18 protein-coding genes and 2 tRNA genes are annotated in these 25690 nt (G+C 45.9%); 19 read left to right on the top strand and 1 reads right to left on the bottom strand.

Annotated features, from left to right (window positions below):
- Positions 1-173: 173 nt before the first annotated feature.
- The 19 genes from BM210_RS16510 (at position 174) to BM210_RS16425 (ending at position 24871) form a co-directional block, all read left to right on the top strand.
- Positions 174-1046 (top strand): 3-hydroxyacyl-CoA dehydrogenase family protein, encoded by an 873-nt coding sequence (locus tag BM210_RS16510; RefSeq protein WP_091170220.1) that lies wholly within the window; start codon positions 174-176, stop codon positions 1044-1046.
- On the top strand, positions 1043-2257 hold the full coding sequence (locus BM210_RS16505; protein WP_091170218.1) for an acetate/propionate family kinase: 1215 nt from the start codon (positions 1043-1045) through the stop codon (positions 2255-2257). The genes BM210_RS16510 and BM210_RS16505 overlap by 4 nt, the downstream gene beginning before the upstream one ends.
- 93 nt (positions 2258-2350) lie before the next feature.
- On the top strand, positions 2351-3649 hold the full coding sequence (asnS, locus tag BM210_RS16500) for an asparagine--tRNA ligase (RefSeq protein WP_091170214.1): 1299 nt from the start codon (positions 2351-2353) through the stop codon (positions 3647-3649).
- 26 nt (positions 3650-3675) lie between these two features.
- A complete protein-coding gene (locus BM210_RS16495) occupies positions 3676-4356 on the top strand; it encodes a DnaD domain-containing protein (protein ID WP_091170211.1) in 681 nt (226 codons plus the stop codon).
- Between the two features lie 112 nt (positions 4357-4468).
- Entirely contained in the window at positions 4469-5764 is a 1296-nt protein-coding gene (locus BM210_RS16490) for an aspartate aminotransferase type Ic (protein WP_091170210.1), read from the top strand.
- Positions 5765-5976: 212 nt separating this feature from the next.
- Complete coding sequence (locus BM210_RS16485) at positions 5977-7074, top strand: ATP-binding protein (RefSeq protein WP_091170208.1); 1098 nt, start codon at positions 5977-5979, stop codon at positions 7072-7074.
- A 372-nt stretch (positions 7075-7446) separates the two neighbouring features.
- Complete coding sequence (locus BM210_RS16480; protein WP_371263488.1) at positions 7447-8271, top strand: ABC transporter ATP-binding protein; 825 nt, start codon at positions 7447-7449, stop codon at positions 8269-8271.
- Entirely contained in the window at positions 8231-9340 is a 1110-nt protein-coding gene (locus BM210_RS16475) for an efflux RND transporter periplasmic adaptor subunit (RefSeq protein WP_091170204.1), read from the top strand. The genes BM210_RS16480 and BM210_RS16475 overlap by 41 nt, the downstream gene beginning before the upstream one ends.
- A complete protein-coding gene (locus tag BM210_RS16470) occupies positions 9340-12276 on the top strand; it encodes an ABC transporter permease (RefSeq protein WP_177237842.1) in 2937 nt (978 codons plus the stop codon). Before BM210_RS16475 ends, BM210_RS16470 begins: the two co-directional genes overlap by 1 nt.
- 3 nt (positions 12277-12279) lie before the next feature.
- Complete coding sequence (locus BM210_RS16465) at positions 12280-13164, top strand: ABC transporter ATP-binding protein (protein WP_091170201.1); 885 nt, start codon at positions 12280-12282, stop codon at positions 13162-13164.
- A gap of 84 nt (positions 13165-13248) precedes the next feature.
- Positions 13249-14727 carry an ABC transporter substrate-binding protein gene (locus tag BM210_RS16460; RefSeq protein ID WP_091170200.1) on the top strand — a complete coding sequence of 493 codons (1479 nt, stop codon included), beginning with the start codon at positions 13249-13251 and terminating at the stop codon, positions 14725-14727.
- A 130-nt stretch (positions 14728-14857) separates the two neighbouring features.
- Positions 14858-17032 (top strand): hypothetical protein, encoded by a 2175-nt coding sequence (locus BM210_RS16455; protein ID WP_091170198.1) that lies wholly within the window; start codon positions 14858-14860, stop codon positions 17030-17032.
- A gap of 196 nt (positions 17033-17228) precedes the next feature.
- Complete coding sequence (locus BM210_RS16450; protein ID WP_091170196.1) at positions 17229-17753, top strand: GbsR/MarR family transcriptional regulator; 525 nt, start codon at positions 17229-17231, stop codon at positions 17751-17753.
- A gap of 156 nt (positions 17754-17909) precedes the next feature.
- Positions 17910-21032 (top strand): efflux RND transporter permease subunit, encoded by a 3123-nt coding sequence (locus tag BM210_RS16445; protein WP_091170193.1) that lies wholly within the window; start codon positions 17910-17912, stop codon positions 21030-21032.
- Between the two features lie 33 nt (positions 21033-21065).
- Positions 21066-22319 (top strand): efflux RND transporter periplasmic adaptor subunit, encoded by a 1254-nt coding sequence (locus BM210_RS16440; protein ID WP_091170191.1) that lies wholly within the window; start codon positions 21066-21068, stop codon positions 22317-22319.
- A gap of 30 nt (positions 22320-22349) precedes the next feature.
- Positions 22350-24269, top strand: a complete 1920-nt coding sequence (locus BM210_RS16435; protein WP_091170317.1) for a hypothetical protein — start codon at positions 22350-22352, stop codon at positions 24267-24269.
- 189 nt (positions 24270-24458) lie between these two features.
- Positions 24459-24623, top strand: a complete 165-nt coding sequence (locus BM210_RS34850) for a hypothetical protein (RefSeq protein WP_177237841.1) — start codon at positions 24459-24461, stop codon at positions 24621-24623.
- Positions 24624-24710: 87 nt separating this feature from the next.
- Positions 24711-24784, top strand: a tRNA-Met gene (locus tag BM210_RS16430).
- A 13-nt stretch (positions 24785-24797) separates the two neighbouring features.
- Positions 24798-24871 (top strand) — tRNA-Ile (locus BM210_RS16425).
- A gap of 149 nt (positions 24872-25020) precedes the next feature.
- Here BM210_RS16425 and BM210_RS16420 read toward each other — a convergent pair.
- A complete protein-coding gene (locus BM210_RS16420) occupies positions 25021-25524 on the bottom strand; it encodes an NUDIX hydrolase (protein ID WP_143101059.1) in 504 nt (167 codons plus the stop codon).
- Positions 25525-25690 lie beyond the last annotated feature (166 nt).

Genomic DNA, 25690 nt, shown 5'->3' with positions numbered 1-25690 from the left:
ATTTTACTAGAATATATAGAAGATTCATGGAAAGCTCGTGCTGCTGTGGCAGCTACGGGCTTTTTATTTGCTTGCTGATTTTCTTATTTTTTTTTCGACCCTATGTTGTGTATAATGACTCTGATAGGCGTTCATATAGAAACAGAGATCAAGCGTCTGGGGAGGACTGTTGTATGCAATGGAGCAAGGTCGGAGTTGTCGGCGGAGGCACGATGGGACAGGGGATTTCGGAGATGCTGGCGGCCCAGGGCCTCGATGTGATTTTAATTGACAGAACGACACAGAAGCTGGAGCAAGCCTGGGAGCATATTGAAAATAGTTTGGATAAGCAAATGGAAAAATGGGCGATTACGGCTGCTGAGAAAAAGCTGATTTTATCCCGCATTCATAAAAGTACGGATATGAGCCTCCTAACGGACTGCGATATGGTTATTGAGTCGATCAGCGAGGATTTAGAACAAAAGAAACTGCTATTTGAGCAATTGGATATGCTGTGCCCAGCGCCTGTTATTTTGGCCAGCAACACCTCGACGCTCAGTTTGACTGAAATTGCGGCATCCACAGCGCACCCGGAACGGGTGATAGGCATGCATTATTTGTATCCGGTATCTCGAATCCACCTGGTGGAAATTATTAGAGGATTAAAAACCTCAGAAGAGACATTCTCGCAAACGAAGCGGTTCGTTGAGACAACGATACAAAAACACGGAGTGCAAGTCTATGAATCTCCAGGTTTCGTGACAACGAGATTAATCTGCGTGCTTATTAATGAAGCGATGCATACGTTGTCAGAGAGAGTCGCTAGTGCTGAGGATATTGATATGGCAATGCGCTTGGGGTACGACTTCCATTATGGTCCGTTGGAGCTGGCAGACCGTTTTGGATTGGATTCGGTACTGGTGGCTATGGAGCGAATGTTCCGCGAGTTCGGAGATGTCAAATACAGACCGGCTGTACTATTGAAGCAAATGGTCCGGGCGGGGGAGCTGGGAACCAAAACAGGACAAGGTTTTTTCCGGTATGACAGGGATGGTGATCGTCTATGAATATTTTAGTTATTAATGCGGGAAGCTCATCATTGAAGTTTCTCATGTACAATATGGATAATGAAACGGTTTTGGCTAGCGGAAGGGTCGAACGGATCGGCATGGATTCGGCGATTCTAAGTTATGAGCCTGAAGGTAAGGCAGAAATTCGCCAGGTAGCCGAAATCTTGGATCATACTACGGCGATTCGCAAGGTATTGGATATTCTTGTACACAAGGAGCATGGGGTACTTGCTTCTGTGTCCGATATTGATGCAGTTGGGCATCGCGTGGTGCATGGAGGAGAATCGTTCTCGAGCTCTGTGATTGTGAATGAGGAGGTCAAACGGGAGATTAAGCGGTTGTTTGATCTCGCTCCTCTGCACAATCCTGCGCATATGATGGGAATTCATGCTGTGGAATTGAATATGCCCGATGTACCTCAGGTTGTCGTATTCGATACGGCCTTTCATCAGACCATGCCTGCGAAGTCCTATCTTTATCCGGTTCCATTTGTTTTATATAGAAAGCATCAGGTGCGGCGCTATGGCTTTCATGGAACGTCACACGCATACGTAAGTGAACGTGCGGCCAGCTTTATAGGAAAACCGCTTGCCGAGCTGAAAATGGTGACCTGCCATATCGGCAATGGAGCCAGCTGCGCTGCTATACTAAACGGACAATCCATCGACACAAGTATGGGGATGACGCCACTCGAAGGACTCATGATGGGTACGCGTAGTGGAGACATTGATCCTGCTATTGTTCCATATGTCATGGGCAAAGAGGAATTGACCATGAATGAGGTCAATTCCATGCTGAATAAGCATAGCGGTTTAATGGCGATTTCGGGCATTAGCAGCGATATGCGGGAAATCCAGCAAGCGATGGCTGCAGGTGATCCAAGTGCGACTTTGGCCTTTGATATGTATGAGTATCGTTTGCGTAAATATATTGGCGCTTATGCCGCGGCCATGAATGGTCTGGATGTCCTTGTATTTACGGCGGGAGTAGGTGAGAATTCATCTGTTCTTCGTGAGGCGGTATGTCGGAATTTGACGTTCCTGGGGCTTGAGCTCGATGAGGAAGCGAATCGACAGCGCGCACATGTAGACAGGGCGATCTCAACTGCGGTTTCTCGAGTAAAGGTGCTGATTATTCCTACAAATGAGGAATTAGTCATCGCTCGTGATACATATCGATTAATAGTGGACCGGCAGAAAGTACAATAGCCAAGATAATGGATATAATGGTTGTAGAGGTTATAAGTGCCTGCCTACGTAAATAGCCATGCAAATTAGATGAAGGAAGGATGGAAAGCTGCGATGAGTCAACATTTAACAATGATTCGAGAGGTTGAGAAACACGCGAATGAAACGATTACGATGGGCTGCTGGCTGCACAATAAACGCTCCAGCGGCAAAATCCAGTTTTTGCAGCTTAGGGACGGTTCAGGCTACATTCAGGGTGTAGTCGTGAAAAGCGAGGTGCCTACAGAGGTTTGGGAGGCAGCTGGCAAGCTGACGCAGGAAAGCTCGCTGTATGTGACAGGTACAGTACGTGAGGATACACGCAGCAAGGGTGGATACGAGCTGAATGTGACGGGTATTGAAATTATCCAAATTACCGAAGAATATCCGATTACACCCAAGGAGCATGGTGTCGATTACTTAATGGACCATCGTCACTTATGGATTCGTGCGCCGCGTCAACGGGCGATTCTTGTGGTTCGGGCACAGATCATTCGTGCTGTGCAGCAGTTTTTTGATGATCGTGGCTTTCAATTGGTCGATCCGCCTATTTTAACCCCTTCGTCGTGCGAGGGTACAACAAATTTGTTTGCAACAAAGTATTTTGACGAGGATGCCTATTTAACTCAAAGCGGTCAATTGTACATGGAAGCGGCGGCGATGGCGCTGGGACGTGTATATTCGTTCGGACCTACCTTTCGGGCAGAAAAGTCCAAAACACGCCGTCATCTGATCGAATTCTGGATGATTGAGCCGGAGATGGCATTCGTGACTCATGAGGAAAGTCTGGTGATACAAGAGCAGTTCGTCTCGTACATCGTTAAATCCGTATTGGACAACTGCCGCAAGGAGCTGGAGGTTCTGGAGCGCGATGTGACCAAGCTGGAGAGCATCACAGCGCCATTCCCAAGAATATCGTATGATGATGCGGTTGAGTTTCTGAAGGCAAATGGCCATGAATTTGCATGGGGTGAGGATTTTGGGGCGCCGCATGAAACGGCGATAGCAGCAAGCTATGACAAGCCCGTATTTATTACGAACTATCCGACAGAAATCAAAGCATTTTATATGAAGCCGGACCCGAATCGGGCGGAAGTCGTACTGTGTGCCGATATGATCGCACCAGAGGGTTATGGGGAAATTATTGGAGGCAGCCAGCGGATTGACGATCCGGAATTGATGGAGCAACGCTTTACGGAGCATGAGCTTTCCAAGGAAGCCTACCAATGGTATCTCGATTTACGTAAGTATGGCACAGTGCCGCATTCCGGCTTTGGTCTTGGCTTGGAGCGGACGGTCGCCTGGATTTGCGGATTGGATCATGTACGGGAGACGATTGCTTTTCCAAGGCTGCTGTACCGGTTGTATCCTTAATTGTTGGGCATGAAGAGGTGGATCGGATGAAACGAATTGAGAACGATCATGAGCGGCAGGAGCTGCTGAGTGCTTTTGCAGCGGGCTGGAAGGCGGGACACATTGCTGTCCCTTACCTGCTGGTCAAGCATTATCATCAGTTGAAGCTGACGGAAGTCGATGCGATGCTGATGATCCATGTATTGGCTTTTATGGAAAAAGAGCGTAAGGAGTTTCCGACGCTTGAGGAGCTGCAGGGACGTATGTCCGTAACTCCGGATAAGGTCATTGTTTCGCTGCAAAAGCTTTTGAAAGCGGGTCATCTGACTATTGATGAGGCGATTGATCCTATAAGTGGCATACAGGGTGAAAAATACAATTTGGACCCGCTGCTGGAACGGTTGGCTGGATTCTGGTATGAGGAGGAACTGCAGCGTAAGAAAGCACTGGAGCCTGCAGAGCCGGAAACTCGCAAGGATATTTTTTCAATTTTTGAAAAAGAGTTTGCCCGCCCATTGACTCCGATGGAGCTCGAATCCATCACAGGATGGTTGGATAAAGATAAATATATGGAACCGCTGATACTCGCAGGATTGAAGGAAGCGGTGTTCGCGGGCAAGGTGCATTTTCGCTACATTGATCGGATCTTGCTGGAATGGAGTCGCAACCGCATTACAACGGTAGAGCAGGCCAAGGAGCATTCGCAAAAATTCCGTTCCAGTCGGTAAGAGTGGCAGGCATACATGTAATTGATAATCGCCACATTGTGAGAAGCACAATACCAATAATCGGACCGTAACCGCGGCAGCAGTGGAGGTCTGTAATAAGGGAGTCATCGGAATGCGTGCATTTAGTGATTTGAGCGCCAACGAATTGGCTGAAATCGAATTGAAATTGCAGGAGCAATACGACAGTTACAAAGAGCGTAAATTAAAGCTGGATATGTCCAGAGGAAAGCCGTCTCCAGAGCAATTAGATTTATCGATGCCAATGCTGGATACCGTGAAATCAGACGATTTGTTGAAAGCCGTGGACGGTACGGATTTACGTAATTATGGCGGTATTGATGGGGTTTTCGAAGCGAAGGCATTATTTTCGCAATTGCTTGAAGTTGATACGAAGGAAATCATCATCGGCGGCAATTCGAGCTTGAATATGATGCACGATACGATAGCGAGAGCGATGATTCACGGTGTGTACGGCAGTGAGACCCCATGGGGGAAGCTGCCGGTTGTGAAATTTCTTTGTCCAAGTCCGGGGTATGATCGGCATTTTGCCATATGCGAGCTGTTTAATATCGAGATGATTCTGGTTGATATGCTGGATAACGGACCTGATATGGATACGATTGAGCGGCTGGTTGGCGAAGATGATTCGATCAAAGGCATCTGGTGCGTACCCAAGTATAGTAATCCAGACGGTATCACTTATACCGATAAAGTTGTAGACAGATTGGCAGCGATGCCTACGAAAGCATCTGATTTTAGGATTATTTGGGATGATGCTTATATTGTTCATCATTTAACAGACCGTCCTGATCCATTGAAAAATATGCTTGCAGCGTGTAAAGCGGCAGGAAACGCGGACCGTGTATTCGTGTTCGCTTCTACCTCCAAAATTACTTTCCCCGGCTCGGGAGTTGCCGTTATGGCAGCTAGTGCAGCGAATGTCGGTTATATTCGGAAGCAGTTATCGGTTCAAACCATCGGACCTGATAAAATAAACCAGCTGCGGCACGTTCGATTCTTTGCCGATCTGGAGCAAATCACAGCACATATGAACCAGCATGCTGCTATTATTAAACCTAAGTTTGATGCGGTTCTAAACAAGCTTGATGAAGAACTCGGCGGGAAGCAGCTGGCTGCTTGGAGAAAGCCTAACGGAGGATATTTTATTAGTCTGAATACGTTGGATGGCTGTGCACAAGCAGTTGTCAGTTTAGCTGCGGAAGCGGGCGTTACCTTGACTCAAGCGGGCGCAACGTTTCCGTATGGGAACGATCCAAAGGATCGGAATATTCGGATAGCTCCGACATTTCCTTCGTTATCAGAGCTGGAAACAGCTATTGAAGTTCTCTGTGTTTGCATACAGTTGATAAGCGTTCGAAAGCTTCGGTCAGAAATAATTGCGGGTTAGAGCTAGAGCTGTCTTGGCGCTAGCAAGTCGTTGATGGCTACAATCTCGTATAGAGACCCTTACATCCACTTGGATGTGAGGGTCTTTGAGTTTTGTTTGAAAGGCTGTTGAATTGGATTCCGAGTTCGATAATAGCCATGTACTTTTCAAGTTTGTTATGTTATTATTTAATTACGTAATAACGTAATTAAATAATATAGGAGGTGTTCTTTTTGACTCGTGATCTAGGTTTGGAACTGGATGAATTGAAAAAGCAGCTTAATGAATTACAAAGACTCGTGCAGGTAAATGGAATTGAAACTCACCGAAAAAGTGTGATTGCAAGTGATCATGCAGATCCCGACGGCGAGGGGATTGATGATTTTGGGCACATTTATTATTCTGGGCAATATCGTAATTCGGCAATCAAGTACAAATGGAAAGCCCAGGAGCAGCCGATCAGCAGTCTGCTTAACCAGGATGGCGAAAAGCTGGCGAAGATTGTATCAGCACTCGGGAACAAGCAGCGTCTGGATATTTTAAGGTCTGTCCTTCAAGGACCCGTTACGGGCACGGATTTAGTAGAGCGGCTTCATATGGGGACGACTGGTCAATTGTATCATCATACAAAAGCATTAATAGGAGCAGATTTGCTCATTCAGGAAGAGAGGGGGGGCGAATACAGTTTGCCGGCACATCGGGTGCTTCCGGTCCTGCTGCTGCTCGCTGCTGCTGCTGATTTGGCGGATACGGGGACCTATATGGATATGGCGGAAGCCAGAGATCAGGCGGGTTTATATTTAGGTGTCGAAAAACCGAGATATGACCCCCATTTACTGGTTTGGGCTTTAATTGAAAATTCCATTTTAGAGCATCAATCAGGGTATTGCAGCCAGATCGATATTTTTCTGCACGATCATCGGACTGTGACTATAGCAGACAATGGTCGTGGTATTCCGGTAAGCGGCCTTAGCGGTCACGATAAACCGAATGTACAGGCCGTGTTGACCGATATTCAGCGTCCTGGCTTAAGTGCACCGTATTTTGCAGCAGGGGGAGAAAAGGGAATAAGTGTTGCCGTTGTCAATGCGTTATCGTATCAACTAGCAGTGGAAATACGTAGAGACGGCCATGTGTACAGACAGGATTATAAGCACGGTATTCCACAAACAGGTATGAGGGTTGTAGGAGCCACTGAAGAAACAGGTACGAGTGTAACTGTTGAGACAGATCCAGATCTGTTTGCGGCTGACTTTGAGCTTCCTATTTTGGAGAAAAGAGCAGGAGAAATACAGGCTGCTTATCCGAATCTCACCATTCGGGTACATTGAGGTTTGCGTGCATTTAATTTATGAATATTAAAATGAACGGCAGTCACCTCCGATGAGGATGTGCTGCCGTTTTCGTATTATTGTCGAAGTTTCAGCTAAATTCGATATGATTCAACATTCCAGTTAAATTTTATTGTCATTCTGTAACCTTTTGCTGATTTGACTCGTCTATCATTAAGGGAGTTTATTTTGTAAATCGAAGGTCAAAATTCGACTTATTAACAAATTAGGGAAAATCAGGTTCGTGGATGAACACTGGGTGAATCACGGTGAAGCAAGCTTTTTATGAAAGATTGCTATTGGATGGTTGCAAAGTTTGTTTTTCTTGCGAGTAGCCATTCGTGTAAGAACACCTTTAGGAGGATCAAAATGATAGGCTGGCTTCGTCCCAAAAACCAAACAAACAAGGTTTCTGAAGGGCATGGGCACCAGACAGAAACCGATTTAGAACCTATCCTGAATGATGGAATTGCTGCCCAAGGGGCGGAAGGCGTTGATATTGTACATCGTTTTGACACTTCCCAGCCGATTCTTACCGTCTCGGGAGTGGAGCGTTCGTTTCCCGTTGGAGGCGGTCAGCTGCATGTACTCAAAGGTATTAATATGTCTCTGTATCCGCTGCAGCTGGTCATGCTCAAAGGCCGCTCCGGCTCAGGCAAAACAACGCTGCTGAATTTGATTGGAGGGCTGGATCAGCCGAATACGGGGGAAATACGGTTTCTTAACCATCCGTTTCATCGCTGTAGTGATGATCAGCGCACACAAATTCGCCGCAAGGAGATAGGTTTTATTTTCCAATCATATGCCTTGATGCCTTTGCTGTCTGCCTGGGAAAATGTCGAACTGGCGCTGCGTATGGCTGGGGTTCCGCGTTCGGAATGGAAGCAGCGTGCTGCCCATTGCCTGGAACTGGTCGGCCTTTCCAAACGTATGCATCACCGTCCGTTCGAGTTATCGGGAGGCGAGCAGCAGCGTGTGGCGATTGCCAAAGCGATTGCCCATAAGCCATCCTTGCTGCTGGCTGACGAGCCAACAGCAGAGCTGGATTCCCAAATGGGTGCTCAGGTAATGGCGGTCTTTCGCGACATTATTACGACCGAGCAAGTAACAATATGTATGACGACACACGATCCGACAATTATGGAGGTTGCCGACCATGTATTCGAAATGGTGGATGGAAAATTTGTCAGCACGTAGCTTACCCACCCGGCCTATCGCAATCGCTTGTTTAGCGGCTGTGCTAGTGCTAGCTTCGGGCTGCTCCGTGCTGCCGAAGGAGGATGAAGAGGAGAAGCTTCCGGTCATAACTGCTCCCAAGTTATCCAAAAAGCCGGAGTACATCGTTAAAACCGAAACACTGGAAACCAAGGTGCGCGGCTCCGGCAAGCTGATGGCGACACAGGAGGAAGACCTGTATTTTACCGATGAGGCAAGCCGCAGAATCAAAAGTGTTCTGGTAAAAAGCGGCGACAAAGTAGAGCAAGGGCAGGTTATTGCCGAGCTTGATGTGACTGAGCAGGAGAGCCAGCTGAAGCAGAAACGGTTGCAAACCCGCAAGGATGAGCTTGTAATGATCGAAACTCTGCGCAAAGCGGATGAGATGACGGTGGAGTCACTAGAGCAGGCCAAAATCGATTTCGAGCTGAAACGTGAGGAATTGAACAAGCTGGAAAGTACGATTGCCAAGGCCAAGCTGACAGCACCTTATGCCGGAACGATTGTTTCTGTGTTTCTGAAAAAGGGTGATACGGCGCAAGCCTATGATGCCGTAGCAACGATTGCTGATTTGTCCCAGCTGACCGTTGTCGGGAGCTTAAGTGCCGACGATTTAAAAAAGGTCGCGATCGGTATGGAGGTTGTCGTAGACATTAATGCCGCAGGCCAGCACAAAGGAAAAGTCCTTCAGCTTCCTAGTCCGAAGACAGATACAGGTAATAACGGAATGGGTATGGGAGGTCAGGGAAACAATGGACAGCCTAAGCAACCAGATACGATTGACAACTATTTGGTAGTCCAGCTGGATTCCTTCCCACAGAATCTGAATCGGGGCACACCGCTCAGTGTGTCTGTAATTATTCAGCGCAAGGAAAAGGCGGTTACGATTCCGTTGTCTACGCTGCGCTCTTATTCAGGACGAAACTACGTACAGTTGGTTGACGAGCAAGGCAATAAAAAAGAAGTGGATGTAGAGATCGGCCAGCAAACATCGACGGATGTTGAAATCCTTAAGGGACTTTCGCCGGGGCAGAAAGTTGTAGGTCGATAATGTCGATACCGATGCTTCGATTTTTATACCGTAAAATGTGGAACACACGCTGGCTAACCTTAAGCTCGCTACTTGGCTTAATTATGGCTGTTGCTTTTACAACAAGTATACCGATGTATGCAGATGGATCACTGAAACGTGTTGTCAGCAAATCGCTAGAAGAGAAGAGCAATGGACTGCCAGCAGGCTCGCTGCTGATCCGTTACCAGGCAACGGGGAGCGACAAAGCCGATCTGGAAGCACTTGCCGACGCGAATCAATTCATCCAAACGGAGCTTCCCAAGGATATTGCCTTTCCTAATCAGGCTTATGTCCGAAGCTATTCGATTCGATCCTCCCAGCTATCACCTGCTGATCCTAAAACCGTCGATCCGAGCAAAAAACGTCAGATGACCTTGATGGCACAAAGCGGCTTGAAGGAGCAAATCGAGCTCGTACAGGGGAAATGGTATGCGGATCAGATTCAAAATGGTGTCGTTGAAGCAGTTATTTTGGAAGAAGCGATGTTCCGTAACGATATGCATGTCGGTGATGTATTTAATTACCCGATCAGCGGAGGTTTGGGTATCGCACCTCTCAAAATCAAGGTGGTAGGTACGGTCAAGGCGGTCAAGGACGGAGATCCGTATTGGTTTCAAGGCATGGAAGGGTTGGTTAACACCCTCTTTATGAGCGAGCAGTCATTTCAAACTTACATACTTCAACAACAAAAAATTCCGCTCAATTTGGCCAATTGGTATTATGCATTTGACTTAAGGGAGATTCAGACAAGCCAATTGTCTCCACTACAAAATAAACTGGAGCGTCTGGATATCACCTTGTATCAGAAGTTGAAAAATACACGGGTCGATTTATCGTTCATTCCCATTCTACAGGAATTCAGATCTCAGAGTCTGCAGCTGCAAATTTTGCTGTTTACTTTGGCTGCTCCGATGATTGCGATGGTTTTTTATTACATTGTTATGAATGCGCGTCAATCTCTGGATCGGCAGCGCAGCGTGATTGCTGTTTTGCGAAGTCGGGGAGGCAGTACCCGGCAAATTATAGGTATTTATTTGCTCGAAGGGTTTCTGCTTGGGGTGACCGCCCTAATTGTGGGTCCTATGCTCGGCTGGTTCATGGCTAAGAGCATCGGTTCCTCCAGTGGCTTCCTCACCTTTGTTGATCGCCAATCGGTGCCAGTTGGTGTCTCGGCAGAGGCTTTGCTGTACGGAGGTGCGGCTGTAATCATAGCGATTTTGGCCAGCGTCATACCGGCAATCGTGTATGCACGATCATCTATTGTGGGCTATAAGCAAAAGCTGGCTCGCGCTGACCGGTCGCCATTTTGGCAAAAATGGTTTCTGGATGTAGGATTGATTGCGGTTGTAGGCTACGGCTATTATTTATTCGATCAGCGGCAGCTGCTAACTGCTCAAACTGGGCTCACTACGGATCAATTACAGGTGCATCCCTTGCTGTTTTTTGTACCGGCTTTATCGATTATTTCATTGGGGTTGTTTTTCCTGCGAGTGTTTCCATGGCTGCTCCGTTTATGGAGTTGGATAGGTAAACGATTCCTCCCGGTGCCGATCTACTTGACACTGACCCAGCTGTCGCGTTCCGCCGGGTCATATTATCCGCTGATGCTGCTGCTTATTCTGACCTTAGGGCTCGGTGTGTATAATTCATCGGCAGCAAGGACCATCGATTTGAACTCCACCGATCGGATTCTGTATGCATATGGTACGGATGTAATCGTGCAGGCCGTGTGGACTGGTGTTTCCGATGAGCTTCCGCAGGATCAAAGTGCTGGTCAAAACGGAGATAGTGGAAATGGGGCAGGTGGCAATGGCGGCTCGCAGGGAAGCGGCGGCTCTCCAGGCAGTGGTAATAATGGTTCAGGTCAGCAGGGTGGTGGTGCACCTGGCAGTGGTATGGACGGGCCTCCTCCCAAGCTGCGATATGTGGAGCCTCCATTTATTGTATTCAAGCAAACGGAAGGCATAGACTATGCGGCACGAGTATTACGGACCAAAGGTAATGTCGTGGTTTCGGGGAAATCTTTAGGGCAGGGCATGCTGATGGGGATCGACAATGTGGATTTTGCTAAGGTTGCCTGGTTTCGCAAAGATTTGTTCAAAGCGCATCCCAACTCCTACCTGAATCTGCTTGGCACGTATGAGCAGGCTGTTATTATCCCCACTTCCTTTGCCCAAAAGAATCACATCAAGGAAGGGGACATCATTAACATTTCCATTCAGCAGCAGCAGGTTGAGTTTGTGGTTGTTGCTACGGTTCCGTATTGGCCGAGTCAATATCCGGACCAAACACCTTTTTTCATTGCTAATCTGGAATATATTTATGATCAGGCTCCCATCGTTCCTTATGAGGTGTGGTTAAAGATGAAGGAAGGGGCGAAGGTCGCTCCTATTGTCGAGGCACTGACAGCCAAACAAATTGAAATCGCTAGTGTCAAGGACGTACGCAACGAACTGATTACCCAGAATAAGCATCCATCCCGTGGTGGCGTATTTGGTATTTTGAGCCTCGGATTTCTGGTTTCCGTGCTCGTTTCATTAATCGGCTATATCCTTTACTGGTTTTTCAATCTTTCCAGCAGGGTTGTGCAGTTTGGTGTGCTGCGTGCGATGGGACTTTCACGAAGACAGCTGACGGGAATGCTTTTATTGGAACAAGGCTTTACAGCAGGATTGTCTATTGCACTCGGTATCGGAATTGGCAAGCTGACCAGTTATTTGTTCCTGCCTTTCTTGCAGACGGCAGAAAATGTGCAGACGCAGGTTCCGCCGTTCCGTGTTGTGTTTAATGCGCGTGATACGGATCAGTTATATGTCGTTGTGGCGTTCATGATGCTGACTGGAGCAGCGCTGCTGTTCCTGCATATTCGTAGGCTGCGTGTTCATCAAGCTGTGAAGCTGGGAGAGGAGAAATAAGCGATGATCAGCTGTGAGGAGCTTGTCAAAATATACAAAACCGACGAGATCGAGGTCGTCGCTCTCAAAGGTCTCAATATTTCCGTAGCCAGTGGCGAAATGATGGCGATTATCGGTAACAGCGGCAGTGGTAAGTCGACATTGTTGAATATATTGGGAGGTCTTGATCGTCCATCCGCAGGGCAGGTTCAGGTTGGAGAGTGGAATCTTCTGAAAATTACCGACGAGGAGCTTGTTCAATACAAACGTAAAACCGTTGGGTTTATTTGGCAAAATAATGCTCGTAATTTGGTTCCTTACCTGACTGCGTTGGAAAATGTCGAAATGCCAATGATGCTGAGTGGTCAATACGATAGAGCCTATGCGAAGCAGCTGCTGGAATGGGTTGGCCTCAAAGAACGAATGGGGAATAAGCTGCAGCAATTGTCGGGTGGCGAGCAGCAGCGGGTGGCGATAGCGATTTCTTTATCCAACAAGCCGACGCTGCTGCTGGCGGATGAACCGACCGGCTCGGTTGATACGCGAACCTCGGATATGATCATGGATATTTTTCGAAAGCTGAACCGCGAGCTGGGAGTTACGATAGTGATTGTAACTCATGATATGGAGCTGGCAAGCAAGGTGGATCGAGTTGTAGCGATTCGCGATGGAATGACCAGCACGGAGTTCATCAAGCGCAATCCTAATTTGGATGAGACTGGGGCTGAAGTGTCTACAGGCTCACATTCGATGCAGGATGTGCATGAGGAATATGTCGTGCTGGATCGTGCCGGACGGCTGCAAATTCCTAAGACATATTTACAGGCATTGAAAATTGATAGCAAGGCATCGATGGAGTTCGATGGGGAGAAGATCATTATACGTCCCCCTAAGGGCTTGTCAGATTGAAAGCAAGCTAACAGCATCCATTAAACCAACTGTTAGTAAAGTACTAACCAATTTTAGTCAATTACAACAAAGGGGGATTTAGTAATGAAGCCATGGGTTAAGCAAGCTATGCTGCTTTCCGTTTGTGCGGGACTTACCATTCCGCTGCTGGCGGCCTGCACGAAAATGCCGGGGGCATCGGACAAGACAGAACGTGTATTGCGAATTGCAACGACAATGGGTGGAAGCGAGGATGAATATTTCCGTCAGCAATTTACGGAGATTTTTGAATTTGCGAATCCAACCATAAAACTGGAAATCGTATCGACTATAGATGAAAGCTATCGTTATGGCCGGCCGGACCCTAATAAAAAGCCAGTAGACCCTTTAGATAAGCTGAAAGAAGTCATGCAGGGCGATAATCCACCCGACGTTATTATGGTCGGTTATGATCAGCTCCCTGATTTAATTAACAACAACTTACTAACCCAGCTCGATCCGATGATCACCAAGGATAAGTTCGATACCTCTGACATGGTTCCCGCTGTAATCGAAGGTCTAAAAAAATCAGGTGACGGAAAGCTGTATGCGCTAGCTCCAACTTTTAACTCGTCTGCACTCGTTTATAACAAAAAAATGTTTGATGAAGCCGGAGTGGCGTATCCCAAAGACAAAATGACATGGGAGGAAGCTTTTGAGCTGGGAAAACGGTTGGGTAAAGGTGAGGGTGAAAACCGCAAATACGGATTCTCCTTCTCGACCCAATCCATGGGTGACCTGTTCTATTCAATCCAGATGTACACAGCTCCTCTTCAGCTTAGGATGTACGATGAGAAGGGCGAGAAAATGACGGTTGATACCGATCAATGGGAAAAGATCTGGAAAACGATGCTGCAGCTGAAGAAGGATAAAGTGCTTCCTGAACAGTTGGATCAGGCAGCCATGAGAGCCAAAATGTCGAACCCAAGCGGGGCTGATTTTAATCCATTCCAGTATGACGATTTCTTATCCGGACGTGTGGCGATGTCGATCATTAACTATGGTCAATTGAGTCAAATTACGAACGCGAACAAAAGTGCACAAAATATCAAGAGCTTTACACCGATTGATTGGGATGTTGTTACCTTACCTGTTCACCCGGAGGCTCCTGATGTGGGCGGATATATGAGTATGAACGGGATTATGGGAGTTAATGCCAAAGCTCAGAACGTGGACGATGCATGGAAATTTATCAAGTTTATCAATAGCGAGGATTGGGCGCGCCTGAAAGCCAACAGCTCTTATAATATCGTTACCCGCAAAAAATACATAAAACCAAAAGACGGTGTGCAGTTCCATATTGAAGCATTTACAACCTTGACACCTGCACCACAGCCTGATAGCAAGATTTATCGTGACAAACCGAATATTTACCAGGTCCAGGATATCGGACGCCGTTTGTTTGAAGACGTAGCACAGGACAAAGTTCAAGTCAGGGATGCTCTGAAAAAATGGCAAACCGATGGTGACGCGATGCTGCAGCAAATGAAGGATAATCCTAACGGACCCATTGGCACTATGAACGCTGTTCCAATGATGAGATAAGGTTTTTTCTAAAGCAAAGTCATTAAGAAAAACACAGTATCGCTTACGAGGTCAGTTTTCCTACGGAAAACACAGTATCGCTTACGAAGACAGTTTTCCTATGGAAAACTCTAAGGAGGGTAACCCCATCATGATCATAATTAAACAATCAACCGCTATCCTGCTGTTGTCAGCCGTTGTGGCCTTAAGTTCTGCTATTCCTGCCTTTGCGGCAGATAGCGGCACAACACCGCCGTCCAGCAGCGCCGTACTGACTACCGGATCGGCCCCTGCGCTCGGTAAGGTAGCTATTCAGGGAGGCAGCTACTTCGAGCTGAAGAATGTGACGATGCTAGCGGAGCAAAGCGGCAAGACGGTTTCCTTTACTTTGAGTGTCCATAATAATACGAGCAATGATCTACTTTTTATCGACTATTGGGTACGGATGCGGACACAATCAGGCAATCAAATCTCTGTCAGGGTGCTGCCGCAGGATAAGGATAAGAACCGGATAACACCACAATCGGTACAGGATATCAGCTTTTACGCATCAGTTAATGAAACGACCGAGCTTAGCGATCTTGTATTTGAGGTCATTAAATGGGACTTCTCGCAGCCGAATTTTGAACGTAAGCTAGGGGAGGTTGCGGTTCCAGCCGGGTACTCGGTGATCACGCCAGTGAACCAATCCCATACGATTAACATGGCGGGCACAGAGGTTAAAGGCTCGATAAAAAAAGTGCTTATGACCAAAAATGAGAAAAATTACTCGCCTACCGTTGTGATCAACATGGAAAATACGGGAAATCGCACGGCGGTTGTGCCCGCCTATCAGTTTTTGCTGCGTACAGCGGAAGGTTATATGTACCCATTGGATGCCAAAAGCTTAAAGGATTTGTCGATTAATCCGCAGATTAACAAAGAAATCGAATTAACTGGCTCCGTTCCAATTGCGGTCAGCACGGAAGGCTGGCAGCTCGTTATTATTCAGAATGCGGCTGATTTAAAGCTTAACCTGCCAATTGCGTACTTCCAACTGCCTGATGTGTCTGCTCCCGACACCGTAGATGCAGGTACGGAATATCATTTTACGAACAAGGCGGGTACGTACACCTCCAAGCTGAACTCCTTCCAACGCCTGCCGTGGGAAGATCAGGATATTTTGACAGCAAATTTAACGCTGCTTAATCAAGGTGTCGAGGCACTGCCGATACCGGATCTGGTAGGCTATTATTTACTGGACGATAATGTCAAAGTAGATGCCAAGCTAATCAAGACGGACAAAATGATCGGGCTCCCCAAAGGGAGCGAAGCGAATTTTCAGTTTATAGGTAAAATGCCTTATACGTATGAGTTTTCCACGATTAAGCTCGTACTTGAGGAAAAAACTAGTGAAACCGAGAAAGAGGAGCTGTTAAAATTCGCTCAAAGCTCCGAACTGCTCAATATGCCTTACGTCAATGTTGGGGAATTGTACAAAAAAGCTATTGTAGGCCGAAGCGCCAGCTATAAAGTGATGAGTGTGACTACCTATACAGGGGATACGGCAGACGTCTTTACCGTTCAGCTTGAGGCAACGAATCTGGAGAAGCGTTCTACAGACGTTTCCAAGCTTGTTGCACAATTTAAAACGATAGACGGCTCTGTTTATCCTGCTGCTATCTCCGAGATCAAGAATAAAGTAGGTCCGGGGGGCTCCGCTCTGTTATTTGTTTCCAGTACATTGCCAAAAGGTTTTCCGACAACGAACATGCATGTCATGATCGGTGAGGCCACAACTGAGGACAAATATACGGAGAAGGATGCCAAACCGGACGCTTATGTCAATGCCGCAGCATTTTGGCTGCCTACTGAGAGCTTTGCTGTGAAGGATGATTTCGAAAAAGTCGATCTGTTTCCGTACACATTTCATATTGGTGGTGTGAATACGTGGCTCGACCGTAATGAGCTCAGGCTCACTTTTGATTATGAGCTGACCAAAAACCTGCGGATCGAAGCGAACACCGAGGGACGCAAGCTTATTTTCGGCTTTGAGGATGAGAAGGGCAATAAGACTTTTACGAAAGAATTTGATTTTAAGGATTTTGATGGCAAAAGCTCGGATTCCAGTACTGGTGCTGGCGCAGTTTCCTTAGATCCGTCAGTGAATGATGATAAGATCAGACTGGGCAAAAAAGAGAAATTTCGGATTACAGAGCGTGATTCCGAACTGATTTTCCGTCTGGATACCTTAAAGACGTACAAGCTCAGCATTTACGATTCATTTCAGGGACAAAAAAAGCTGTTAGCTAGCAAGAAGATCGATTGGTTTACAACAACGGATTAACTGGGGTTAAAGAGTGTAAAAAAACCGAACCGTCCAACAGCATGAGAGCAGGCTGGTATGGGCGGTTTTTCGGTTTTTAATTATGAATGATTTGTTAAATTTTCTCAAATCTATTGACAGTTTTTTCAAAAGGAATTAGTGTTATTATCGTTAACAACATTGTTAATGATATCAACGACGGTTTAAGGAGATTGCTATGAAATCGCCACAACTATCCTTTGAAGAATTAAAAACAAACATAAGCAATCATATGTCGCTCTCCTTTGAGTCAGAAGGGTTTAGTCCTTTGGTGGGCAAGATTTTTGCCCAATTGCTGTTTGCGTCAAGCCCGATGAGCCTACAGGAGATAGCGGAAAATCTGGGTGTTACGAAAGCGGCAATCAGTGTACAGGCGCGGACTCTGGAAAAGCATATGATGTGTCACAAGCTGCCAACCAGCAGCAACCGTAAAGATTATTATTACATAAGCGATGACTTCAGTATGACAACCATCCAAATCATGATTATGAAGATAGGCAATATTCAGAAAATGATTGAATCAACTTTGAATTCATTTTCAAATTTGGCTGAAGTAGAGGAATCGGAGCAATCCTCCCTCTATGCTTCAAAACGACGTTTTTTGGAAATGCAAGCCCTTCATGAGATGCTGATGGCACGTTTGGAAGGCTTGGAGGAGGAATGGGAAGTTCGGCGTGAGCAGATTTTTTTGAATCTTGAATAGGTAGGGGGTATGGATAACGTACTGATTTCATGACATTTGTCACCTTACATAATGAGGCCTCAGAGCTATACTAATGAAATATGGGCTTAAAAATGAAGGGATAGCTGGAACAGTGACGTCTAAGAAGTCAGCCAATGTATATGGAGGAGTAGAGAAATGAATAAATTGACCCAATTTTCAATGAAAAATATTACCGCTGTCATCATTATTACGCTGCTGCTATTGGGAGGCGGTATTTATACAGCGACTACCTTGAAGGTAGAGAGCTTTCCGGATATTTCGTTTCCGGTTGTACTAATCAATACCCAATATACAGCTCCCCCCAAGGATGTTCTGGATGACATCACCAAGCCTCTGGAAAAAGCGATATCCAGTATGGATGGAATCAAAAATTTGACTTCTACCTCAAGTGATAACTTTTCGACCATTGTGATTGAGTTGGAGCAGGATAAGAAGCCGGATGACGTCAAAAAAGATGTAGAAAGCTTAATATCCAATGTCAAGCTTCCTCAATCATCGGAAAAACCCAAAGTGCAAACCCTCGGTTTCGCCTCACAGCCTGTCTATTACATATCTGTTTACGGAACGAACGGAATGAGCCAGCAAGATCTGGATAAAGTGTATAAGGATGTTATTTTACCTGGCTATGAATCCATCAAAGGGATTGACCACGTAGATTCCATCGGAAATCAGGAAGCTGTATTGACAATGAAAATGGATGCCAACGCGATAGGCAATTATGGCATGTCGCCCGAACAGGTATCTAGCAGCATTAAGGCCGCGTTGCAGACGAGTCCAGCAGGCTCTGTAGACTTCAACGGGAATACGCAAATGGTTCGTGTGAGAAGTGACTTGAACAGCGTCTATAATTTGGAAAACATGAAGATCACAACACCTTCCGGTAACACGCTGCTGCTTAAGGAGCTTGCCAAGATCGAAGCTATTAATGAAGCTACCTTTCTGTCCCGTCTAAACGGGCAGCCCGCTATCGGTGTCAATTTGTTCAAAACCAAAAACGCAAACGCGGTTGAATTTGGTGCTGCTGCTGACAAATTGATGGCTGTTTGGAAAACCCAATATCCGAACATTGTTTTTCATACGATTTATAATAGTGCTGTAGATATCAAGCATTCGATTAATGGGATGGTGCAGGAAGGTGCATTGGGCGCTGTTTTGGCCTCATTAATGATTTTACTTTTCTTAAGAAATGTACGAATGACACTCATCGTACTCGTGTCGATTCCGCTATCTATCATCGTAACCCTCTTGTTCATGGGTCCACTCGGTATTTCCCTCAATATTATGACACTCGGAGGCATGGCAATTGCCATAGGACGGGTCGTTGACGATAGTATCGTTGTAATCGAGAATATATACAGCGAGTTGGAGAAAGCACAGGAGCGCAATGAGTCGGTTATTAAAATGGCAACAGCTCAGGTAGCTTCTGCAATTACATCGTCTACGATCACCACAGTTGGTGTTTTTGGTCCTATTGCCTTTGTAAGCGGAGTGTTGGGTGAAGTATTCCGTCCGTTTGCCATTACACTGGCTGTAGCGCTCATGTCTTCTTTGATTGTCGCTTTGACGATTATCCCCATGCTAGCCAAGATATTGGTCATGAACGGTAAAATTAAAACCCATGATGAAGCGGACTCTCTGGGTGCATTCTCCAGATTGTACAAGAAAACTTTAATTTGGTCGCTCGGAAATAGCTGGAAAACGTTGTTTGTTGCTTTTATTTTATTTATTGTGACCATTGTCTCGACAGTACCGTTCCTCTCTACATCGTTCATGCCGGAGAGCGAATCGGATAAGCTCATGCAATTTTCAATTAAAATGCCGCGTGAAACCACGATTGAAACGATGGATGCCAAGGTCAAAGAAATCGAAGCGATGGTCCGCGATTCCAAGGATGCCAAAGGCCAGCCGACCTTTGAATATTTCGAATCCTTGATAGGCTATAACAACGGAAATGGAACGGATCGTATTGCGTATCGGTCATCGTTTTTCGCTTCCGCTTCACAAACATCGAATGCCAAAGACGTTGTAAAGGAATTTAAGGCCAAAATTCTATATACCTTGCCTAAAGGCTCAGAAGTCAATGGCTCTGTATTGTCCGCTGGAGGCCCTCCTGGATCCGATACCGATTTCTCCTACGCACTTAAAGGGGACGATCTGAACAGCTTGAAGGCAGCAGCCGAAAGCGTTAAAGCCAAAATGAGAGAATTCCCTGAGTTATTGGAAATTAAAGATACACTTAGTGAATCCAAAACAGAGGTTGAGATTAACGTTGATCAAAACAAAGCCCGTCTTTATGGATTATCCTCCGCACAAATTACGAATACGGTACGCGGTTGGCTGATCGAGGAAAAAATCGGAGATTTGAAATTTGATAATACCACCTTTAAAACCAAGATTATGCTTGATAAATCTTTCAAAGATTCAGTTGAAAAGATTGGAAGGTTTCCAATCAAAACCGCTACAGGCGTAACGGTAAATCTGAATGAAATTGCAAAAATCAAGCAAATTGATGCTCCGGTCTCGATAACCCGCGAGAAAGAAGAGCAAATCGTGAAGGTTAATGCCAAGATCGATAGCCCGGACAAAGGTGGAATCAGCGCCAAAATCAGTGAAGCACTCAAAACTGTTGAATTGCCAAGCGATGTCAGAACCGAGGTCAAGGGTGTAACCGACGATATTCAAACGAGCTTCCAGCAAATGTTTATCGCTATGGCAGCTTCGATCTTCATCGTATACCTGGTTATGGTATTGGCATTCGGTAATGCGAGTGCGCCGCTTGCGATTCTGTTTTCCTTGCCGCTTGCCGCTATTGGGGGGCTGCTCGGACTCTTTGTCACTCATGAATCCGTTAATATTACTTCCTTAATCGGCTTCCTGATGCTCATCGGTGTCGTGGTTACGAATGCCATTGTACTTGTAGACCGGGTGCAGCAGCTGCGGGAGAGCGGTCATAGCGTTCGTGATTCTTTAATAGAAGCAGGAACGACCCGACTTAGACCTATCATCATGACAGCAGGCGCGACGATACTTGCTTTGATGCCGCTTGGAATAGGGCTATCCAAGGGAACGATTATTTCCAAAGGCCTTGCGGTTGTAGTTATCGGCGGTTTGACGACTTCTACGCTGCTTACCTTGCTGATTTTTCCTATTATATACGCCATGCTAGCTCGATTTAATGATAGAATGGCTCGTTGGTTCAAGAAGAAAGATCATAATGCCAATGAAGCACAAGTGAAACCAGCATCGATAACGCATTAACCATACAGAGATATTGAAAGGGAGAATTGGCCAATGAACTTTACAATGATCAATACCGTCAAAAAAAGCACAAAAGTAGTAGTAGTCGTTATCTTGAGCACGGCGATCATGGCGGGCTGCACGAAGCCTGCAGCGTCTCCACAGCAGCCGGCAGCCGCTGAATCCACAATCAAAACGGTCAAGGTAGCCAAGGTAGAGAGAAAATCGATCGGGGCCCCTCTGGAGCAGGTGGCGGACGTTGTATCCTCCGTTCAGATGGATATCGTCACGAAAGTTGGCGGCGATGTTCAGGAGATTTATAAAAAACGCGGAGATATGGTCCAAAAAGGTGAGCTTCTTGTAAAGCTTGATCCTACGGATGTTGAGCTGCAGAAGCAAAAAGGTGTGCTTGGTGTGAAAAGCGCGGGCCAGCAGTTGACAAAGGCCAAGGAGGATTTGGTTAATTCGAAGGTCGATTTGCACAATGCAGTTACGAAAACCGAGCAAGCCGTCAAGGATGCCGAGAAAAATTTCAGCAAAGCCCGCAATGATTATGATCTGGGTCTGCTCACGAAATTTCAGTTAGATCAATCAGAAACGCAGTTAAATAACCTGAAGCTGGATTTGGAAAGTGCAAAGAACAAGCTAAACACAATCGAAACAACAAATTCCTTGTCCCAGCTAGAAACCCAGGTAGAATCGTCTAATCTGAGTATTCGCGAGGCAGATCGTACACTCAACAATCTGGAGCTGAAGGCGCCGGTGAGCGGTGTGCTTACAGAACTGCCCGTAGAAGTGGGAATGAGCTTGTCCGCAGGCTTTAAAGCAGCCCAGGTGCAGCAGCTGGACCCAATCAAGATAAAAGCTGAATTAACGGAAGCTTCTGCACAGCTGATTCGCGGTAAGACAGAATTGACCTTCTATGTACCAGGTAAAACTGAAAAACTGAAAGGTAAGGTCAGCTATTTGGCCGATGTGATGAGCTCACAGTCTAAATCGTATCCTTTAGAGCTTGAAATCGCGAATGCCGATACCAAGCTTAAGCCTGGTAACAAGGTGCAGATCCTTTTGACTGAAGAGAAGGACGAAATTGTAGTTACCGTTCCGACACTAAGTGTAGTTCGTGAAGGTGGAGATACTTCAGTATTTATTCTCGTTGGAGATACTGCTGAGAAACGTAAAGTACAGCTTGGGCGTCTGAATGAAACTGTTCAGGAAGTCATTTCAGGTATTAAAGAAGGCGAACAATTGATCGTTTCCGGTCAGAATCAACTGAAAGACAAGGAAAAAGTACAACTAGCGAAATAATCTGGCTAACTGGAGGAAATAAAAGTGAAAATGAATTGGAAAAAAACAGCAGTATCCGTCCTTATTACATCCTCTCTTATGACATCAAGCTACTCGGCCATGGCCGCTGAATTGGCAGGAGCCAAATCAGGAACACCTACTGCTGTTACCTATCAATTGACGAACAGCTTAAGTGTAGATATTAAAACCGTTCTGAACGAACGTGTGGACGGTGGAACTCGTGTGGGTGTAGTCGTACGCATGAAAAATACCGGAACTGCCATTACAAGGGTTCCGGAATACGAGCTTCGTGTTAAAACAATAGAAGGTGTTGAATATATACTGCAATCAAGTGCCTCTAATCCGCGCTCCATTCAACCGAAGGCGACGACGGAATTGAGCTATTTGGCTGTGATTGATCGTACAGATACAGTTACACTTTCGGAGGCCAATTGGACAGATGTGGACTATTATGTGTATCCAAAAACGGAAACACGAATTCTTGCTATCCCTATTAGCGGCCAATCCTGGAAGGGCAGCGATATGAAAATTACGGACCCTGCTTCAGTGAAGAAATGGGGCGAAACGTTCAAAATTCCTTCGTTGACTTCACCACTTGAATACACCCCTGTCAGCATAGATAAGGAAGTAACTGACAAAGGCACGATTCAAGTGCTGCAGCTGCTTGTAAGGAATCCGACAGATCAACGCGAGACCCTTCCTGAATTTATTATTGACGGCAAGACGTCATCCAAAGTATTTGAGGGTCAGAAGGTGGTTGAAGACGCGGCTGTACCTACAACGGCTGTTACGGGTCAACAAGTGCCTGTTTCATCGGCCGCTGACACTGCTGGATCCACCGAGAGTGCAGATGTTGCTGGTGCTGCAATGACTGCATCGGCCGCTGAGGGCACGGCTTCCGGAAATGCTGCATCGGACAGCTCCCAAGCGCAATCGTATTACGGGAAAAAGGTTGAACAAGGAGAAGTTATTCTGGAAGCAAGAGAGCAAAAGTATATCCACTTTGCTATCTCCACGAATAATGATACCGTTCTTTCTAGCATCAACGTATTGACTCCGGAGAAATTTTCGCAAGCCAGCGCTACCGGAGTTCCAAACGTTGTTACGTATAATGTGGGAAGACTTAATATATTGCTGCCAAGCACGTCTGCAAGAATTGCTTATCCTGCTTACAAATTGGGCAATCCGATGTCCTTCGATTCCTTAAGTGAACTGATTCATCCGAATCTTGAGGTGTCGGTTGTTGAGTTTCATATTAATGACAATACCGATGAAGGCTCCAAGAATGTAACTTCGAAGTTTAAGATTTTTAATAGAAGTGATATTCCAATGGCAGTTCCAGTATTTCAAACTGAGCTTCTTAGCACTGACGGCTATACCTACAGCGGCAACCGCCAAACGGTATCTACTCAAAGGATTCTACCTAACTCAGGCTTGGTTGTAAGCTACTCATACACTTTGCCGCAGTCCGAGAGCGGTAAGGATCTGGTATTGAAAATCAACGATATGGTGAAGGCGGCTCCTTACAAAACGAACATCGCTGCTTATAGTATGGAAATTCAGCCGGCAGAAAAGGAAGAGAAATTCAGCATATATCCGTTCGATGCCAAAGTTACTTACTGGACGATTTCACCGATATATAATCGTACAGGCAATAACGGCTATTCCTATAAAACACGCTTTAATCTTGATTTGACAAGGCAGGAGCAAATTCAGGTTGATGCCAGCTTTTCCAAGCTGCTCTTTGAGCTATATGATTCCGCAGACCGTTTAATCGGTACTGTATCAGGCAGCTTTATTGGGCCGAATCGTCTGGTTAACGGGGAAAACAACCTTATCTTTAATGCAACGACGGAGCAATTGGACCGTCCGTTAACGATCCGTTTGTATGAATCATTTACGACACCTGCAGGAGAATCGAAACGTCTGTTGGGTGTTTACAAGCAATAGATATAGAACTTATAGAGCTTTTTCCTATCTTTTGTTACGAATAAAAAGTCTTGATAACCACTGTTCAAGTGGGGATCAGGGCTTTTTGCCTTATAATTGAACTCATGCAGCATTGTCTGAGATAAGGATGAACTATTTGGGTTATGCTACAAGCGAGTAGGCTATAATATTTCAGATAGGGTGATCATCGTGAATTGGGTATATTGGGTCAAGCTGTACGAAAGTAAATTCCAGGCGGGCTGCTTAGCCAAACGAATGGAAGAGGATTGGTGGATATATGGTTACGAATGTCCGCAGGAGGTGGAAGTGTTCCGATCGCAAAAAGGCCGCTTCGGTGTACGCTATCTCTTGTAAACAATTTTAAAATAGTTCTTGACTTTTGTTTTAGAATTATTGTAGAATAGGAAACGTCGCTAAGAGAGCAAACGCCTCATTAACTATCGCGGGGTGGAGCAGCCCGGTAGCTCGTCGGGCTCATAACCCGAAGGCCGCAGGTTCAAATCCTGCCCCCGCAACTTAAATTACTTTGGGCCTTTAGCTCAGTTGGTTAGAGCGGTCGGCTCATAACCGATTGGTCGGGGGTTCGAGTCCCTCAAGGCCCATATCGAAATCCCTTAATACATAAGGCTTTTCAAAATAACGACAACAGACAAGCCCGGCATTCACTCCTGTATATGGAGAGAATTGCCGGGCTTGCTAACGTTTTGCCAACTAAAATGATTTATCGCTAGAGACGATCATGATCCAAGAGCTATACAAAATAAGAACGATAAACCTCATGTGTCGGCAGCAGAGGTTCGGGTGATCCGCTGAACCAGGCCCATTCACCAACACGGGGCATACCGCCGTAATAACGTCTGGATTCATCGGGATCCGATAGCAGGCGGCAGTTATACAAGAATGCAATAAAATGGCCTCTGTTGATTTTGTTAACATCTAGGTCCTGAACAAAGGTGCGCGGTTCCTGATCATGTTCTACAATAGCTCCCAGCTCTATTTTACCTACCTTGATAATTCTATCGCTAAACCGCTCGTTATGACGAATCACTCCTCCAGGCAGATGCCAGCCTTTTCCGAAAATTTCATCATCTCTCCATGTAAATAAAATGTCTTTGGCAGCATTTTGAATCAGCAGATCGACGCAAATGAGCGGAGTAATACGACTGACAAATAAAAACAATTCCTCGGGTAGTCCATCTGCTTCTTTAACGATACTATGTTCTAAATGTTTGATGGCATCATGGCTATTCATCATTCCACACCTCCAATTAATAGGCAAGATTCGGCTCGTACTTCAGGCATCAGTATAATAAGGATTTTATTCTATTTAGAAGTTTAATTCATCGCCATCATTTTATCAACGATTGCACCTTGCAGGCCTTGTAAATAAATGTTTATATAGGGCTCTTACTGCTGTGAAA

Origin of the sequence: Paenibacillus sp. 1_12, assembly GCF_900114475.1 — a bacterium.
GTDB lineage: Bacteria > Bacillota > Bacilli > Paenibacillales > NBRC-103111 > Paenibacillus_S.
The sequence above is the reverse complement of the archived record's forward strand: the minus strand, read 5'-3'. Positions and strand labels throughout refer to the sequence as shown.